We start from the raw sequence: 15,292 nt of genomic DNA on the forward strand, positions 1-15,292 counted from the left end.
CCATGCTGCCGCTGGAGGGCATCGTCGTGGTCGCCCTGGAACAGGCCGTGGCCGCCCCGTTCGCGACCCGCCAGCTGGCCGACCTCGGCGCGCGGGTGATCAAGGTCGAACGGGCCGGCGGCGATTTCGCCCGCGACTACGACACCACGGTCAACGGGATGGCCAGCCACTTCGTGTGGCTCAACCGCAACAAGGAGAGCGTCGTCCTGGACCTCAAGTCCGATGAGGGGCGGCGGACGATGGACGAGCTGCTCGCCAGGGCCGACGTGTTCCTGCAGAACCTCGCGCCCGGTGCGGCGGCGAGGCTGGGCTTCGGCGCCGAGGAGCTGCGGTCCCGTCACCCGAGACTGATCGTCGGGGACCTGTCCGGCTACGGCAGCGACGGCCCGTACCGCGACAAGAAGGCCTACGACCTGCTCGTCCAGTGCGAAGCCGGGCTGGTCTCCATCACCGGTGGCCGGGACGAGCCCGCGAAGTCCGGGATCTCGGTGGCCGACATCGCGGGCGGGATGTACGCCTACACCGGCGTGCTCACCGCCCTCTACGAGCGCGAACGCACCGGCGAGGGAAGCGCTTTCGAGGTCTCGCTGCTGGACGCGCTCGCGGAGTGGATGGGTTTTCCCTACTACTACACGGTGTACGGCGGCACGTCGCCTGCGCGCACCGGTGCGCGGCACGCCGCGATCGCCCCGTACGGCCCGTTCCGCACGGGAGGCGGAGCGCAGGTGTTCCTCGCGGTCCAGAACGACCGCGAGTGGCGGAAGCTGTGCGAGGCGGTGCTGGCGCTCCCCGAACTCGTCGAGGACCCGAGGTTCGCGACCAACCCCGATCGCGTCGACAACGAGCGGGAGCTCACCACGACGATCGAGACCGCGTTCGCCGAATTCGCGGCGGACGAGGTCGTGGCACGACTGGATCGCGCGCAGATCGCCAACGCCCGGATGCGCACCGTGGAGGAGTTCGCCGACCACCCGCAGCTCGCGGACCGGAACCGCTGGCACGAGGTCGATTCGCCCGTGGGGCCCCTGCGAGCCCTGCAACCGCCGGTGACCCTCGCAGGCCGCGCACCCCGCATGGACCGCATCCCCGACGTCGGCGAGCACACCGACGCCGTCTTGGCAGAGCTCGACGACGACCCCGCCTGACGAGAGGTCGCGAACACCGGCTCGCCTTCGTCGTCCGTGCGGTGCGGTCCGGGGTGGCGCAGACTCGGGGGAGTGCCGTCCGGACTGGAGAGCGACGCATGGGCAGGGTGATCAGCGACATCACGGTCTCGGCCGACGGGTACTCCGCCGGGCCGAACCAGAGCGAGCAGCGGCCGTTCGGCGAGGACGGCGGCGACGGCTGGGGCAGCGAGCTGCACGCGTGGATGTTCGACGGCGCCGACGAGAACCGCGCCGAGATCGACCAGGTGGCCGCCGCGGGCGCGTTCATCATGGGCCGCAACATGTTCGGCCCGGTGCGCGGCGAGTGGGACCGCCCGTGGAACGGCTGGTGGGGTGACGATCCTCCGTTCCACGCGCCCGTTTTCGTCCTCACCCACCACGCGCGCGAACCGCAGCCGATGGACGGCGGCACCACGTACCACTTCGTCACCGACGGGATCGTGTCGGCGCTCGCCCAGGCGCGCGCCGCCGCAGGCCACCGCGACGTGGCGGTCCAGGGCGGCGCGACCACCATCAACCAGTACCTGGCCGCAGGTCTGGTCGACGAGCTGCGGCTGCACATCGTGCCGCTCACCCTCGGCGCGGGCACGCGGGTGTTCGAGGGCGTGCCACCGCTGAAGCTGGAGCAGGTGACCGCCCGAGGCGCGAGCCGGGTCACCCACGTGACCTACGCCGTGCGCCCCTGAGACGGGCGGTTGCGGCTGGCGAAGGTGCGGGCCTTGTTGCGGTTGCCGCAGACCTGCATGGAACACCAGCGGCGGCTGCGGTTCTTGGTCGAGTCCCAGAACACCCACCCGCAGTCCTCGGCGGGGCAGCGCTTGACCCGCTCCACCTCCCCGGTGATCAGCACCGTGGCCAGCGCCACGACCAGCGTCGCGAGCGCGCGCGAGGCGCCGGGCAGTGGCGATGGACCGGTTCGACGGCGCGCGTTGTTGTGGCTGGCCAACGCCCAGCTCCTCGTCGAACCGGAGATGATCGACACGTGCCGCACCGGACGCTCGGTTGGCGAGGGTCCGGTGCGACGACCTGCGCGGTAGGGCGTGGTGGGTCTACCGCTGTTCGACGGTGGCGGCCCGAACACCTCCATCGCTGGACTGGGCGCACACCTCGGGCGGGTAGGCGCGGACGTTGCGGTTGCGGACGGTCCAGGAGCCGTCGGCGGCGACGGTGGCGGTGCCCAGCGGGGCCGCACTGGTGTCGCAGGTGGTTCCGACGACGCCACCCCGGTAGACGCTCACCGTCTTCCCGGTTCCAGCGGGCGAGACCGCTCCGTTGACCCGCAGCTCGTTGGGCTTCCACTGGGCTCGCGTGGTGGCCACGACATCGGTGCCCTCCGCGGGAGCCCCCAAGATCTGCTCGGTTTCGATGATGGTCGCCTGGAGCGCGCCGCGCTCGGTGCTGTAGTAGCCCTCGGCTTCCAGGAGGAGTCCCTCATGACCCTTGAGGTCGGCGAAGGTCTTCTCGTCACCGGCGCCGTCGACGATCCTCGCCGGCCAGCGCGGGTCGCTGTTCAGCTCGACCTTCGCCCCTGCGACGGTGATGCTCTGCTCGTCGGGTGCCACGCCCATGAAGGACCCGACCAGAACGTTCTCGGCGAACTCGACGTACACCGATTCAGCCTCGAAGGTCACGCAGGACTGCGTCGGATCGTTCGGAGCGGGGGTGTAGGTGGCGGTGCCGTGCGCGATGCCGGTCGCGGCGCCCTCGATGGTGGGCAGCGCGGGGTTCATGAGGTCGGTCAACGTGATGTTGCCCGTCTCCTGGTCCAGGTTCTGGGTCTTGACCAGGAGCTCGTCCGGGATGTGCAACGTCGCACCGTTCACGGTCATGGTCCGGGCCGCTTCGTCGACATCCGAGATCTTGCCCTCGAACTCCCAGAAGTTCTCCGCGGGATCCGTGGGCGGGGCGTGGCTCACCGGGACCGCCGGTCCCTCCCCGCAGACGCCGGCGGCGGGTGCGACCCCGCTCCCGACACCGACCAACGCCGCAGCCAGACCGATGGACGCCATCGCCGCGACCGCACGCTGCCTCCTCCTCTGCGTCTTCCTCTTCAGCAACATCTGGATCCTCCTCGGCCCGATGCGAGTGCTCATCGCTGCTTCCTCTGAAACATCGCGTGGTCCGAAAGTGACCCATCGACGTGAACCCCGGAAGCCCAGAAGAGGGTGGACCCCAGCCCCCCAAAAGTGGGGTGGTGCTCTCGGTGGTCAGCGGAGCTCCACGATGGTCGACCTCATCGGCCGAGCCCGGCCCCGGGCCCCGACGCGGTTTCCCCTCTCTTGGCATGGGTTTCGCGCCGGTGGCCAGGCGGGGATGTGGGAGCACTAGGGGCAGGAGCGGGACAGGGTGGACAGCGGCAGCGAGGTGAAGGTCAGCCTCTCGGTGTAGTCCTGCTCGCCGACCTCCGCGAAGATTCCGACGCGGCCGTTGGGCAGCATGGTCATCACCGAGTAGCCCGAGGGACCGTCGTGGAGCTGGTGCTGCGCCGGCCAGGTGCTGCCGTTGTCGCAGCTGATCCGCACGGTGAGGTTCTCCCTGGCGGTCGTGCTCGCTGGATTGCTGAACAGCAGCCAGTCCTGTCGCGGACCTGTCGTCGTCGGGTTGACCCGGATCTCGTCGGCGTTGACGCGGGGGTCGATGAGTTGCTCGTGGGGTACCGGGTCGCTGAAGTTGTGCCCACCGTCGCTGGAGGTCGACAGGAGGCGATTGGTGCCGTTGCCAGCCCTGCTGTTCTGCACGATCGTGCCGTCCGCGAGCTCCACCGGCTTGCTCTCGTCGGTTCCCGCGGCGAGAAGTTCACCGCGCTGCCAGGTGTTTCCGCGGTCATCGCTGTAGATGTTGCCCGAGTGCACGGCGCCTTCGGCGTCCTTCACCACGATCGGCTGGATGAGCCGACCGCTCATCGTCCGCAGGCCACGCCCCGAGGAGGTGAACACGGCGCGCCAGCTCGGATCCTTGACCTGGGGGTTGAGGTCGACCGGCTCGCTCCAGGTGATCCCGTCGTCATCGCTGTGCATCACGCGCACGTGCAGCGTGTTCGGGTCGTCCGGGTCGGAGGTACCGGGCTGGGAGTCCCAAAAACCGACGTTTCCCGCGCTGTAGGTGCAGAACAGGAAGATCCGGCCGGTGGACGGGTCGTTGACGAGGCTGGAGTCGCCGCACCCCTGCGGACCGGGATGGTTGACCACTTCGCGCGGCTCGCTCCAGGTGGCCCCGTTGTCGGTGCTGCGCCGCACGAGCACGTCGATGTCGCCCGGGAGATCGGAGGACTGGTTGTTGCGCTTGTCGAACGCGGCGAGCACGGTGCCCTCGCTCGTGGTGGTCAGTGCTGGGATCCGGTAGGTCACCGACGGCGGAGTGCTCACGGCCAGGTCGGTGGATTGGGCTGCGGGGGAAGGGGTTTCCGACGCCTGCGCGGATGCGTGGGTCAACGCGGGCAAGGCGGCGAAGGCGGCGGTCATCGCGACGGCGCGGCGAAATGAGCGTGAACGGATCGGTTCCACGGTCGGACTCCTCGGGTGGTGGACGACGCGGAGAAGAGATCAGAGGTAGAGAGATGACGTCATACCTCTTGTTCGATGCCTGGATACTTAAGCAGCCCCCTGCGGTGACCGTCAAGATTCGCCGAGGCGCGCTCCTGAGGATTGCTCCTCGTTGCCCCCGCGGGCGAGCGCGAGGCGTTCCCGCACGGGGGAGTAGTGATCGTCGACCGCGCGGACGAACGCGCTGACGTCCCGTTCGCGCGCGGCTCCCACCATCCGGCGGTGCGCGTCGATCGTGGTGCGCTCGTCCTCGGGGGTGATCAGCTTCAGGTGCGGGGCGACGATCGCGTAGACGTCCCAGAACGCCGAGGACAGCTGGTGGACGAGAGCGTTTCCCAGCGGTTCCACGAGCAGTGCGTGAAAGCTGCGGTCCGCCTCGGCGAAGCTCGTACCGGCTCGGGCGCAGGCCTGCATCTCGTCGACGAGTGAGTCCAATGTGTCCAGTTGTGGAGCGTCGATCGCGTTGATGATGCGTTCGGCCATGCCGCGTTCGATCAGCTCTCGCATGTCGACGAGGTCGGCCAGCGTCTGGAAGTCGTCGGCCGGGCTGAGCAAGCCGCGGAAGGTCAGTCCCTCCACGAGCGCCGAGAGGCTGAGGCGGCCGACGTAGGTGCCGTGGCCGTGCCGGACATCGACGATGTCGAGCGCGTTGAGCGTCTTCACCGCCTCCCGGATGCTCGTTCGCGAGGCGCCCAGCGCGTCGCACAGCTCGGCCTCGGTGGGCAGCGGATCACCTGGGCGCATCTTGTTCTCGAGGATGTAGTGCTTGATCCGCTCGGTGACCTCGTGGCCGCGCGCCGGTCTTCCGGAATGGGGCATTGGGGACATCGGCAACCCTTGACCTCCCTGGTGAGTGCGATTACGGTCACATCTTATCACCTTTGTCGGACGTCATACGTCTTATGTCCGCAGCTCCCGGGAGGCAACGTGCCGGACCAGATTCGCGCGGCCCTCGATCGCCGCAACTTCCTCCGATTAGTGGGAACCATCAGCGCCGCAAGTGCTTTCACAGGCGGTTTGGCGGCCTGTGGTGGGCCATCGTCGACCACCGGCGCAGGTTCCGGCGGTGACGTGAACACCATCGAAGCGGGGATCTCCTACGGCCTGTCCACCGGATTCGATCCGATGACCTCGTCCGGTGCCACGCCCGTCGCGGCGAACATGCACGTGTTCGAGGCCTTGGTCGACCTGGACCCGGTCACCGGTCAGCCCTACCCCGCGCTGGCCACCGCGATGCCGCAGAAGACCGGTGACACCACCTACCAGGTGTCTCTGCGGGAAGGGGCCGTGTTCCACGACGGCTCACCGGTCACCGCGGACGACGTGGCGTTCAGCTTCAACCGCGTGCTGGATCCGGCCAACGATTCGTTGATGGCGCAGTTCGTGCCGTTCCTCGCCGAGGTGCGGGTCGTCGACCCGGCGACGGTTGAATTCGTCCTCCAGCACCCCTTCGAGCTCTTCCAGAGCCGCGTGTCGGTGATCAAGATCGTGCCGCGCAAGGTCGTGGAGGCCGATCCGGAGGGATTCGACGCCAAGCCCGTGGGTTCGGGGCCGTTCCAACTGGTCGAGGCCACCCGCGAGGACAAGATCGTCTTCAAGAAGTGGGAGCGCTACAACGGTCCCAAGCCCGCCAAGGTGCAGAACATGGTCTGGCGGTTGCTGTCCGACCCCTCGGCTCGGGTGAGCGCGTTGGAGTCGGGTCGGGTGCTGGCCATCGAGGACGTCCCGGTCATCGACATCGAGCGCATGCGGGCCAAGGCGAATGTCGAGTCCGTGCAGTCGTTCGGGCAGCTCTTCCTGATGTTCAACTGCGCTCAGGCCCCGTTCTCGGACAAGCGGGTGCGCCAGGCGCTGCACTACGGCATCGACACCGACAAGATCGTGCAGACCGCGATGGTCGGCAACGGCTCCGCCGCCACCAGTTACCTGCACCGGACCCACCCGGACCACCGCGAGGCCGGCACCGTCTACCGGCACGATCCGGAACGGGCGAAGCGGCTGCTCGCCGAGGCCGGGGTGTCCAACCTGTCGTTGACCCTCATGACCACCGACACCGGGTGGGTCAAGGACATCGCGCCCCTGATCAAGGAGAGCTGGGACGCCATCGGCGTGCCGACCCAGCTGGACGTCGCCGCGTCGTCCGGCCAGTACAACAAGGTGGAGTCCGGGGCTTTTCAGGTGATGGCCGCGCCGGGCGACCCCTCGGTGTTCGGCACGGACACCGACCTGCTTCTGAGCTGGTTCTTCACGAGTTCGACGTGGAGCGAGAAGCGGTTCCGCTGGGCCGGTAGTCCCGCGCACGACGAGGTGCTCGATCTCATGGGCCGAGCCTCGCGCACTGCCGATGCGAACGCCCGGAAGCAGTTGTGGGGCCAAGTCATCGACATCATCTCGGACGAGGCACCGCTCTACCCGATCGTGCACCGCAAGCTGCCGACCGCGTGGGACCAATCCGGGTTGCCCGGCTTCCGGCCGATCCCGACCACCGGTCTGTCCTTCCTGGACGTCGGTCGCGCCTGAAGGTCCCCTGCGACTCGTCGTGGGCGATTCCTGAAACCCCACCTGGTACGGGATCACCGGGCAATGTTCGAAAACCCGGCAGCAGACCCGATGTCGCGACGGTGGCGCGCGCTCGCGGCGGCTCGAGGCGAAGACCGGAACAGGCACCGAACTTCCCCAGCCGAGGTGGGCTGCCGCCGCGGTCGCTCCACGGCGCCCCACCTCAACTCGGCCGGCTCAGGGGAAGTTCGCAGCGAGCGAGCGGTCCTTCCACCGCCGACGAAAGCTAGGACACCCAAATGGTCTCATTCCTGCGGCTCGCAGTCCGCCGCATAGCAGTGTTGCCGGTGATGGTTCTCGGCGTCACCCTCCTCGTCTTCGTGGTGCTCCAGTTCTCGCCGGTCGATCCGGCGATGACGGCGTTGGGGCAGGGTTCCTCCCAGCAAGCCCGCGCGGCGTGGCGGGCGGAGCACGGGCTCGACGATCCGGTTCCGGTGCAGTACCTGCGCTTCCTGGGCCAGCTGCTCCAGGGAGATCTCGGTATGACGGCGCCGCCCAGCCAGCCGGTCGCCGATCGGATCGCCGTCGCCTTCCCGCTGACCGTGCAACTGACCGCGCTCGGCCTCGGCCTGGCCGTGGTGCTCGCCGTGATCATGGGTGTGACGGCGGCCGTGAACCGGGACCGGTGGCCGGACCAGGTGATTCGCCTGGTCTCCGTCGCCGGGGTCGCGATTCCTTCCTTCTGGCTCGGGATCGTTCTGATCCAGCAGTTCGCGCTGAACACGTCGATCTTCCCCACCGGCGGGTACACCAACCCCGGGGACTCCTTCGGCGGTTGGCTCTCCACGATGGCCTTGCCGGCGATCGCGCTCGCGCTCCCGGTGGCGGCCTCGTTGTCCCGTCTGGTGCGCACCTCGATGATCAACGAACTCGACCGGAACTACGTCCGCACCGCCACCGGCAACGGGCTGCCCCGATGGCTCGTGCTCCGCGCGGTACTGCGCAACGCGATGCTCACGCCCCTGACCGTGCTGGGGCTGCGGGTGGCCTACCTGCTCGGCGGGGCCGTGGTCATCGAAACCATCTTCGACCTGCCCGGGATGGGCAAGTTGATCCTGGAAGGGGTCACGGGCAACGACACGGCTCTGGTGCAGGGCGTGGTGCTGGTCATCGCGATGGCCTTCCTGGCCGTGAACCTCGTCGTCGACCTGATGTACCTGCTGGTCAACCCGCGAATCAGGACGGTGTGACATGCGCGGACGCCTAGCCACGAAGCTGTCCCGGCCGGGGATCCGGTTCCGCTCGCTCCCAATGCGCTCCCGCATCGCGCTGGGTCTGCTCGCCGTCGTCGCGCTGGCCGCGGTGCTGGCGCCCTTCCTTGCGGTCGACCCGTTGCAGACCGGTGCCCCGGCGCAGCCGCCCAGCGGTGAGCACCCCTTCGGCACCGATCGCGCCGGTCGGGACGTGTTCTCCCGCGTCATGCACGGCGGGCAGTACTCCCTCGTGATCGGCCTCGGTGCCACGCTGTTCGCTCTTGTGCTGGGCGGTGCGCTGGGCGCGCTCGCCGCCACGTCGAAGAAGTGGATCGACGAAGCGCTGATGCGGGCGCTGGACGTGGTCATGGCCTTCCCCGGCATCGCCTTGGCCGCGGTGCTGGTGGCGGTGTTCGGCACCAGCATTCCGGTGCTGATCACGACGATCGCCGTCGTCTACGTCCCGCAGCTGGCCCGAGTGGTGCGCGCCAACGTCCTGGCCCAGTACGGCGAGGACTACGTGGCGGCCGAGCAGGTGATCGGCGCGAAGCGCTCCTACATCGTCGTCAGGCACGTGGCGATCAACTGCGCAGCACCGGTGCTGGTGTTCGCCACGATCCTCGTCGCGGACGCGATCATCCTCGAGGCGAGCCTGTCGTTCCTCGGAGCGGGCGTTCAGGACCCGGCACCGTCGTGGGGCAACGTCCTGTCCTACGGCAGGCAGATCCTGCTCTCCGGTGGTTGGTGGGCGACCCTCTTCCCCGGCTTGGCGATGCTGCTGACCGTGCTGGCGCTGAACATCCTCGCCGAGGGCATGACCGACGCCTCGGCATCCGCCGCGGACTCCGATCAGGACGGCTCCAACCGCGAGGAGCGCACCGCGGAAGGCGGGGAGGCTCCCCCGGAGGCACTGGCACTGCTGTCCGAGCGGGCGCGCAGCAGGCAGCCGCGGGTGGCGCCGCTGCCCGACGACGCCCCGGAACTGCTCGCCGTGCGCGACCTGTCGATCCGGTTCCCGGACCGCTACGGCGATGTCGCCGTCGTCGACGGGCTGTCGTTCACCGTGCGGGAAGGCGAAACGCTCGGCCTGGTGGGGGAGTCCGGCTGCGGGAAGAGCATCACCAGCCTGGCGATCACCGGGTTGCTGGCCCGCAACGCCGAGGTCAGCGGTCGGATCGAATACCGCGGGCAAGACCTGCTGACGATGTCGTCGGCGCAGCGCCGGGCGTTGGCCGGTCACGAGATCGCCATGGTCTACCAGGACGCGCTGTCCTCGCTGAACCCCTCCGTCCTGGTCGGCAAGCAGCTCAAGCAGCTGACTTCGCGTGGGGCCGCGAGCACTCCCGCCGAACTGCTGGAGCTGGTCGGACTCGCGCCCGAGCGCACCCTGCGCAGCTTCCCGCACGAGCTCTCCGGCGGGCAGCGCCAGCGGGTGCTCATCGCCATGGCGCTCTCGCGCAACCCGCGGCTGCTCATCGCCGACGAACCGACCACAGCGCTCGACGTCACCGTCCAGGCCCAGATCGTCGAGCTGCTGGAGCGGCTGCGAGACGAGCTGGGGTTCGCGATGGTGCTCGTCTCGCACGACCTCGCCCTGGTCGGGGACCTCGCGCACAACCTGGCCGTGATGTACGCGGGTCAGATCGCCGAGGTCGGTGGTACCCGCGCGGTGCTGGCCGATCCGGCGCACCACTACAGCCGCGGCCTCATCGGCTCAGTGGCCTCGCTGGAGTCCGGCGCGACCCGGCTGCACCAGATCCGCGGCGTCGTCCCGGCGCCGGGGGAGTGGGACGCGGGCTGCCGGTTCGCCTCCCGCTGCGCGGCGGCCACCGACCTGTGCCGCGACGCCAAGCCCGGCCTCACCGCGCGCGGCACCGACCACGTCCTGGCCTGCCACCACCCCGCTGGTTCGGCGGTCCTGGAAGGGAGCAAGCCTTGATCGAGCTCGACGGCGTGCACGTTCGGCACCGTTCCCGCAGCGGCGGGGTGTTCCACCGAGAGCGGGTGCACGCGCTGACCGATGCGAACCTGACGGTGCGGCAGGGCGAAGTGCTCGGCGTGGTCGGCGAGTCCGGCTGCGGCAAGTCCACGCTGGCCAAGGTCCTGGTGGGCTTGCAGAAACCCACCGCGGGCACGGTCAACTTCCACGGCCACGACCTGTGGTCGATGCCGGTCGCCCGCCGGAGGCGCGAGTTCGGCGCCGAGGTCGGCGTGATCTTCCAGGACCCGGCCACAGCGCTGAACCCGAGGTTGACGGTCGGCCGGATCCTGCGGGACCCGCTCGACGTCCACCAGCGCGGCACGCCGAAACAACGCGGCGAACGCGTCGAGGAGCTGCTCGACCTGGTCGGCCTGCCCGACCACGTGATCGGTGCGCTGTCCGGCCAGCTCTCCGGCGGTCAGCGGCAGCGGGTGGCCATCGCGCGCGCCCTCGCGCTCGGCCCGAAGCTCGTCGTGGCGGACGAGCCGACCAGCGCGCTGGACGTCTCGGTGCGCGCTCAGGTGCTCAACCTGCTCGTTGACCTGCGCGAAACGCTGAACCTGGGCATGGTCTTCATCTCCCACGACATCCAGACCGTCCGATACCTGGCCGATCGCATCGCGGTGATCTACCTCGGACGCGTCGTCGAGGAGGGGCCGACCGCCGACGTCGTCGGCGAGACCGCCCACCCGTACACCGAAGCGCTGTTCTCGGCCACGCCGAGCCTGCTCGACAAGACCGAGCGCATCGTGCTCACCGGCACGGTCCCGTCGGCCACCAGCCCACCCAGCGGATGTCCGTTCCGCACCCGCTGCGGTCGGGCGGACGACGCCTGCGCCGCTGCGTTCCCAGCGGAATCGGCCCGCGACGGGCACCGCTGGCACTGCATCCACCCCGTTCCCGCGAGGAGTGCTTCGTGATCGCCCGAAAACCCCGCTACACGGGTGTGATCCCGCCTGTTGTCACCCCGCTCACCGACGACGGTGACATCGACGTCGGATCCCTGGAGCGGTTGGTCGCCTTCCTCATCGACGGCGGGGTGAGCGGACTGTTCGCCCTGGGGAGTTCCGGCGAGGTCGCCTACCTCACCGACGCCCAGCGCCGACAGGTGCTCGACGTCATCATCGGTGCCGCGGCCGGGCAGGTCCCGGTCGTCGCGGGCGCCATCGACACCACCACGAAGCGGGTGGTCGAGCGGGCGCGTGCGGCGCAGGAGCAGGGTGCCGACGCCGTGGTGGCGACCGCTCCGTTCTACGTCCGCACCGACGACGACGAGACCGACCGGCACTTCCGGGAGATCGCCGGCGCGATCGACATCCCGCTGATCGCTTACGACGTTCCGGTCGCCGTCGGCCGGAAGCTCGACACGGCACGCGTGCTAGCACTGGCCGAAAGCGGCGTGCTGGCCGGGATCAAGGACTCCAGCGGCGACGACGTCGGGCTGCGCAGGCTCACCCTCGGTGCCGCGGGGTTTCCCGACTTCGCCGTCCTGACCGGTCATGAAGTGGTAGTGGACGGCGCCATGATGTCCGGTGTGGACGGTGCGGTTCCCGGGCTGGCGAACGTGGACCCGCACGGATACCACGCGTTGCTGAAAGCCGGTGGTGCGCAGGACTGGGCGCGTGCCAAGCAGGAGCAGGACCGCTTGGCGGACCTGTTCGGCATCGTCGACGTCGCGCGGCGCGGCACCGCTTCGGCCAGCGCGGCGGGACTCGGCGCGTTCAAGACCGCGCTCGTGCTGCGCGGAATCATCGCCGGCAACGCGATGTGCTCGCCGATGCGTGCCCTCGACGAATCCGAGAGCCGTTCCATCGCGGCGATCCTGCAGCGCACCGGAGTGCTCTGATGGTCATCGCCGGAGGAGGGAGGGGTCCGCGATGACGCTGAACGTCGCCATCATCGGTGCCGGTGCGATCGCCCACGACCACGCCGCCGCGCTCGACGGGCTGTCCGGAGTGCGGGTCTCGCACGTGATCAGCTCCGATCCGTCCAGGGCGGCTGCGGTGGCGGCCCGGGCGCCGGGGGCCGTCCCCACCGCCGAGGCAGCCGCAGTCCTGGCTGATCCGGCGGTGACCGGGGTGAGCATCTGCACCGCGACACCGACGCACGCCGCGTGGGCGTTGCGCTCCGCAGAATCGGGCAAGCACGTGCACGTCGAGAAACCGGTTGCCCTGTCCCTCACCGATTTCGACGCGATGGCCGAGGCGTGCCGCCGGGCGCGGGTGGTGTTCATGGTCGGGCAGACCGTGCGCTTCCAGCCGGTGGTCGCCGAACTCGCCGCTGCGGTGCGAGCGGGCGATATCGGCACACCGCGCCTGCTGCACCTGTCCTGGTACACCGGGCACACGTGGCCGGGCGGATGGCGTGCGTGGCAGCTGGATCCCGCCAAGTCCGGTGGCCATCCCGTGCACAACGGCACGCACGCGCTCGACCTGGCCACGTGGCTGTTCGAGCGGCGGCCGATCCGGGTGTTCGCCCGGGGGTTCCCGACGTTCGCCGCGGACCTGCCGACGCCGGACAGCTTCCACCTGACCGTCCGGTTCGACGACGGTTCGCTGGCCTTGATCGAGTTGTCCTACGGGCTGACCAGGTCGGGGGATTTCCTCCGGCGCTACGTGCTCGCCGGTGAGCGCGGTACGCTCGCGCACTCCACCGAGGACGAACCCGCGCTCATCTCGGAGGCGGCCAAGCCGGCTCCGGCCAGCATCGCGGGAGCGATGGACCGCCAACTCGACCACTGGGTGCGGTTGATCCGAGGTGAGGCGGAGCCGATCGTGCGCCTGGACCAGGTTCGCGCGACGCTGGCGACCGCGTTGGCCGCGCAGCAGTCCCTGATCACGGGTCAGCCGGTGGAGGTCGACCATGCTTGATGTGGCGTTGTTCTCCGGAGTCCGGCACGCCGCCGAGTACGGGCCGCTGCTGGCCGACACGCGCGGTGTGCGGCTGGTGGGGGTCTACGAGGAACCCGACGTCGAGGAGTGGATGTGGGAGGCTTCCGGGCGCGTGGCCGATGAGCTCGGGGTCCCGCTGCTGGGCGAACCTCCCCGGGTTGACGTCGCGGTGGTGTGCAGCGAGCCGACCCGGCACGCACGTCTGGCGGCCGGCGTTCTGCGCGGCGGGGGTCGGGTGCTGGTGGACAAGCCCGCGGCCACCGAGCTCGGGGATGCCGCCGACCTGGTCCGGCTCTCCGGTGCGGACGGCGAGCGGTGCGCGGTCATGTCCCGCGTGCTCGTCCCGGGGCTCCGGCGCGCCAGGTCATGGGTGGACGCGGGCCACATTGGATTGCCGCGGCACGTGGACGTGGAGTTCCTGGCGCACGGCGCGCGCTTCGCCACGTCGGTCGAAAGGCCGGGGCTGGTGGTCGATCCGAGGCTGTCCGGAGGCGGGGAGCTGCTGAACTTCGGCGGGTACGCCATCGACGCGATCAGGCACCTCACCGGGTGCGCCGTCGTCGAGGTGCACGCCGAGACCGGGACGTTGTTCTCCGCCGCGCACGCCGAGCACGAGGTGGAGGACGTCGCCGTCCTGTCGCTGCTCCTGGAACGCGGGGTGACCGCGACGGCCACCGTCGGCAGGGTCCCCGCCGCTCCCACATCGGGTCCGAACGCGGCGACGTTGCGGGTGATCGGCTCTCGCGGATCGTTCGCGGTGGACGACGACTCGCCGGCCCTGCTCCGGTACGGCGACGACGGCTCGGTCACCGCCAGGAGCGCGGGCGGACCCGCCGCGCGTCAGGGGATCGAAGCAGTGCTGGACGACGCCGTGGCGGCCTTCGCCGCGGGACGTCCTCCCGCGTACACGATCCTCGACGCCCACTGGACGCTGTCGGTGCTCGACGCGGCCTACCGATCGGCTGCCTCGGGGACGCCGCAGCATGTCCAGTCCTGATCGATCAGGAGAAGACGGATCGGCCGGCTGATCTGCGCTGTTGCTGATCAGCCGGCCTTGGGGTGTGCCTGGTCAGGCGCCGCGCCAGACCGGGGGGCGCTTCTCGGCGAAGGCGCGGGCGCCTTCTTGGGCGTCGGCGGAGCGGAAGACCGGAGACGCGATCTCGGACTGGCGGCTGAACGCTTCCGCGTCGGTCCAGTCGACGGCGCCGGCGACGATCTGCTTGGTGGCGCGCACCGCGAGCGGTCCGTTCTCGGCGATCCGCGCTGCCAGCGCGCGGGCCTCGTCGAGGGCCTTCCCGGGTTCGGTCAGGGCGTTGACCATGCCGTGCTGGTGGGCGACCTCGGCGGCGAGCGGGTCACCGGTGAGCGCGACCTGCATCGCCAGCTGGTAGGGCAGCGTCTTGGGCAGCCGCAGCAGCCCGCCCGCGGCGGCGACCAGGCTGCGCTTGACCTCCGGCAGCCCGAACTTGGCATCGCGGGCCGCCACGATGAGGTCCGCGCTGAGGGCGAGCTCGCAGCCGCCGGCCAGCGCCCAGCCCTCGACCGCCGCGATCAGCGGCTTCGTCGGTGGCTTCTCCGTGAGGCCGCCGAACCCCCGGCCGGGGATGCTGGGCCGCTCGCCGCGGGTGAAGGCCTTGAGGTCCATGCCCGCGGAGAACGTGCCCCCGGCCCCGGTGAGGATGGCGATGGTCAGGTCCGAGCGCGCTTCGAACTCGTCGATGGCGGCGGCGATGCCGTCCGCGACCGAGCGATCGACGGCGTTGCGGGCCTCGGGGCGGTTGATGGTGATCAGGGCTACCCCGTCGGCGAACTCCGTCAGGACGCTGTCGGTCATAGCGGTGTCTCCTTCGCTGCTGCTGTACCGCACCCGAGCATGCGTCGCCGTCGATCAGTCGGCAAGGATGTGGGGTTGTTAAGCCGTTGCGGGGAGAGAACCACAGCGGCGGGGGGGGGGGGGGGG

At 69.8% G+C, this 15,292-nt stretch carries 14 protein-coding genes; 9 read left to right on the plus strand and 5 right to left on the minus strand.

The annotated features are described in order from the left end of the window. Window positions 1-2: 2 nt before the first annotated feature. Entirely contained in the window at window positions 3-1,145 is a 1,143-nt protein-coding gene (locus KBO27_RS30940; RefSeq protein ID WP_210973390.1) for a CaiB/BaiF CoA transferase family protein, read from the plus strand. A 98-nt stretch (window positions 1,146-1,243) separates the two neighbouring features. Next, window positions 1,244-1,852 carry a dihydrofolate reductase family protein gene (locus KBO27_RS30945; RefSeq protein WP_210973391.1) on the plus strand — a complete coding sequence of 203 codons (609 nt, stop codon included), beginning with the start codon at window positions 1,244-1,246 and terminating at the stop codon, window positions 1,850-1,852. Here KBO27_RS30945 and KBO27_RS30950 read toward each other — a convergent pair. From KBO27_RS30950 to KBO27_RS30965, 4 genes are all read right to left on the minus strand, one after another. After that, the gene (locus KBO27_RS30950) at window positions 1,834-2,148 is read right to left on the minus strand and encodes a CGNR zinc finger domain-containing protein (protein ID WP_307870714.1); all 315 of its coding nucleotides are present in this window, start codon (window positions 2,146-2,148) and stop codon (window positions 1,834-1,836) included. The genes KBO27_RS30945 and KBO27_RS30950 overlap by 19 nt on opposite strands. Before the next feature lie 67 nt (window positions 2,149-2,215). Then, window positions 2,216-3,226 carry a hypothetical protein gene (locus tag KBO27_RS30955; protein ID WP_210973393.1) on the minus strand — a complete coding sequence of 337 codons (1,011 nt, stop codon included), beginning with the start codon at window positions 3,224-3,226 and terminating at the stop codon, window positions 2,216-2,218. A 264-nt stretch (window positions 3,227-3,490) separates the two neighbouring features. Further along, entirely contained in the window at window positions 3,491-4,531 is a 1,041-nt protein-coding gene (locus KBO27_RS30960) for a sialidase family protein (RefSeq protein WP_210973394.1), read from the minus strand. A 249-nt stretch (window positions 4,532-4,780) separates the two neighbouring features. Then, the gene (locus KBO27_RS30965) at window positions 4,781-5,527 is read right to left on the minus strand and encodes a FadR/GntR family transcriptional regulator (protein ID WP_210973395.1); all 747 of its coding nucleotides are present in this window, start codon (window positions 5,525-5,527) and stop codon (window positions 4,781-4,783) included. Window positions 5,528-5,779: 252 nt separating this feature from the next. On the opposite strand from KBO27_RS30965, the gene KBO27_RS30970 reads away from it, so the two are divergent. The 7 genes from KBO27_RS30970 to KBO27_RS31000 all read left to right on the plus strand — a co-directional run bounded on the left by KBO27_RS30970 (window position 5,780) and on the right by KBO27_RS31000 (window position 14,329). Next, window positions 5,780-7,228, plus strand: a complete 1,449-nt coding sequence (locus tag KBO27_RS30970; protein WP_307870715.1) for an ABC transporter substrate-binding protein — start codon at window positions 5,780-5,782, stop codon at window positions 7,226-7,228. Window positions 7,229-7,506: 278 nt separating this feature from the next. Next, the gene (locus tag KBO27_RS30975) at window positions 7,507-8,457 is read left to right on the plus strand and encodes an ABC transporter permease (protein ID WP_210973396.1); all 951 of its coding nucleotides are present in this window, start codon (window positions 7,507-7,509) and stop codon (window positions 8,455-8,457) included. A 1-nt stretch (window position 8,458) separates the two neighbouring features. Continuing rightward, the gene (locus KBO27_RS30980) at window positions 8,459-10,399 is read left to right on the plus strand and encodes a dipeptide/oligopeptide/nickel ABC transporter permease/ATP-binding protein (protein WP_210973397.1); all 1,941 of its coding nucleotides are present in this window, start codon (window positions 8,459-8,461) and stop codon (window positions 10,397-10,399) included. After that, on the plus strand, window positions 10,396-11,361 hold the full coding sequence (locus KBO27_RS30985) for an ABC transporter ATP-binding protein (RefSeq protein ID WP_246538544.1): 966 nt from the start codon (window positions 10,396-10,398) through the stop codon (window positions 11,359-11,361). The genes KBO27_RS30980 and KBO27_RS30985 overlap by 4 nt, the downstream gene beginning before the upstream one ends. Further along, window positions 11,358-12,287, plus strand: coding sequence for a dihydrodipicolinate synthase family protein (locus tag KBO27_RS30990; RefSeq protein ID WP_210973412.1), 930 nt, complete (start codon window positions 11,358-11,360; stop codon window positions 12,285-12,287). The genes KBO27_RS30985 and KBO27_RS30990 overlap by 4 nt, the downstream gene beginning before the upstream one ends. Window positions 12,288-12,318: 31 nt before the next feature. Beyond that, on the plus strand, window positions 12,319-13,311 hold the full coding sequence (locus KBO27_RS30995; protein WP_210973398.1) for a Gfo/Idh/MocA family protein: 993 nt from the start codon (window positions 12,319-12,321) through the stop codon (window positions 13,309-13,311). Next, window positions 13,304-14,329, plus strand: a complete 1,026-nt coding sequence (locus KBO27_RS31000) for a Gfo/Idh/MocA family protein (protein WP_210973399.1) — start codon at window positions 13,304-13,306, stop codon at window positions 14,327-14,329. The genes KBO27_RS30995 and KBO27_RS31000 overlap by 8 nt, the downstream gene beginning before the upstream one ends. A 72-nt stretch (window positions 14,330-14,401) precedes the next feature. Here the strand turns inward: KBO27_RS31000 and KBO27_RS31005 are convergent, their stop codons facing one another. Further along, window positions 14,402-15,166, minus strand: coding sequence for a crotonase/enoyl-CoA hydratase family protein (locus KBO27_RS31005; protein ID WP_210973400.1), 765 nt, complete (start codon window positions 15,164-15,166; stop codon window positions 14,402-14,404). Window positions 15,167-15,292 lie beyond the last annotated feature (126 nt).

It is taken from the genome of Saccharopolyspora endophytica, from assembly GCF_018070075.1.
Lineage (GTDB): Bacteria > Actinomycetota > Actinomycetes > Mycobacteriales > Pseudonocardiaceae > Saccharopolyspora > Saccharopolyspora endophytica.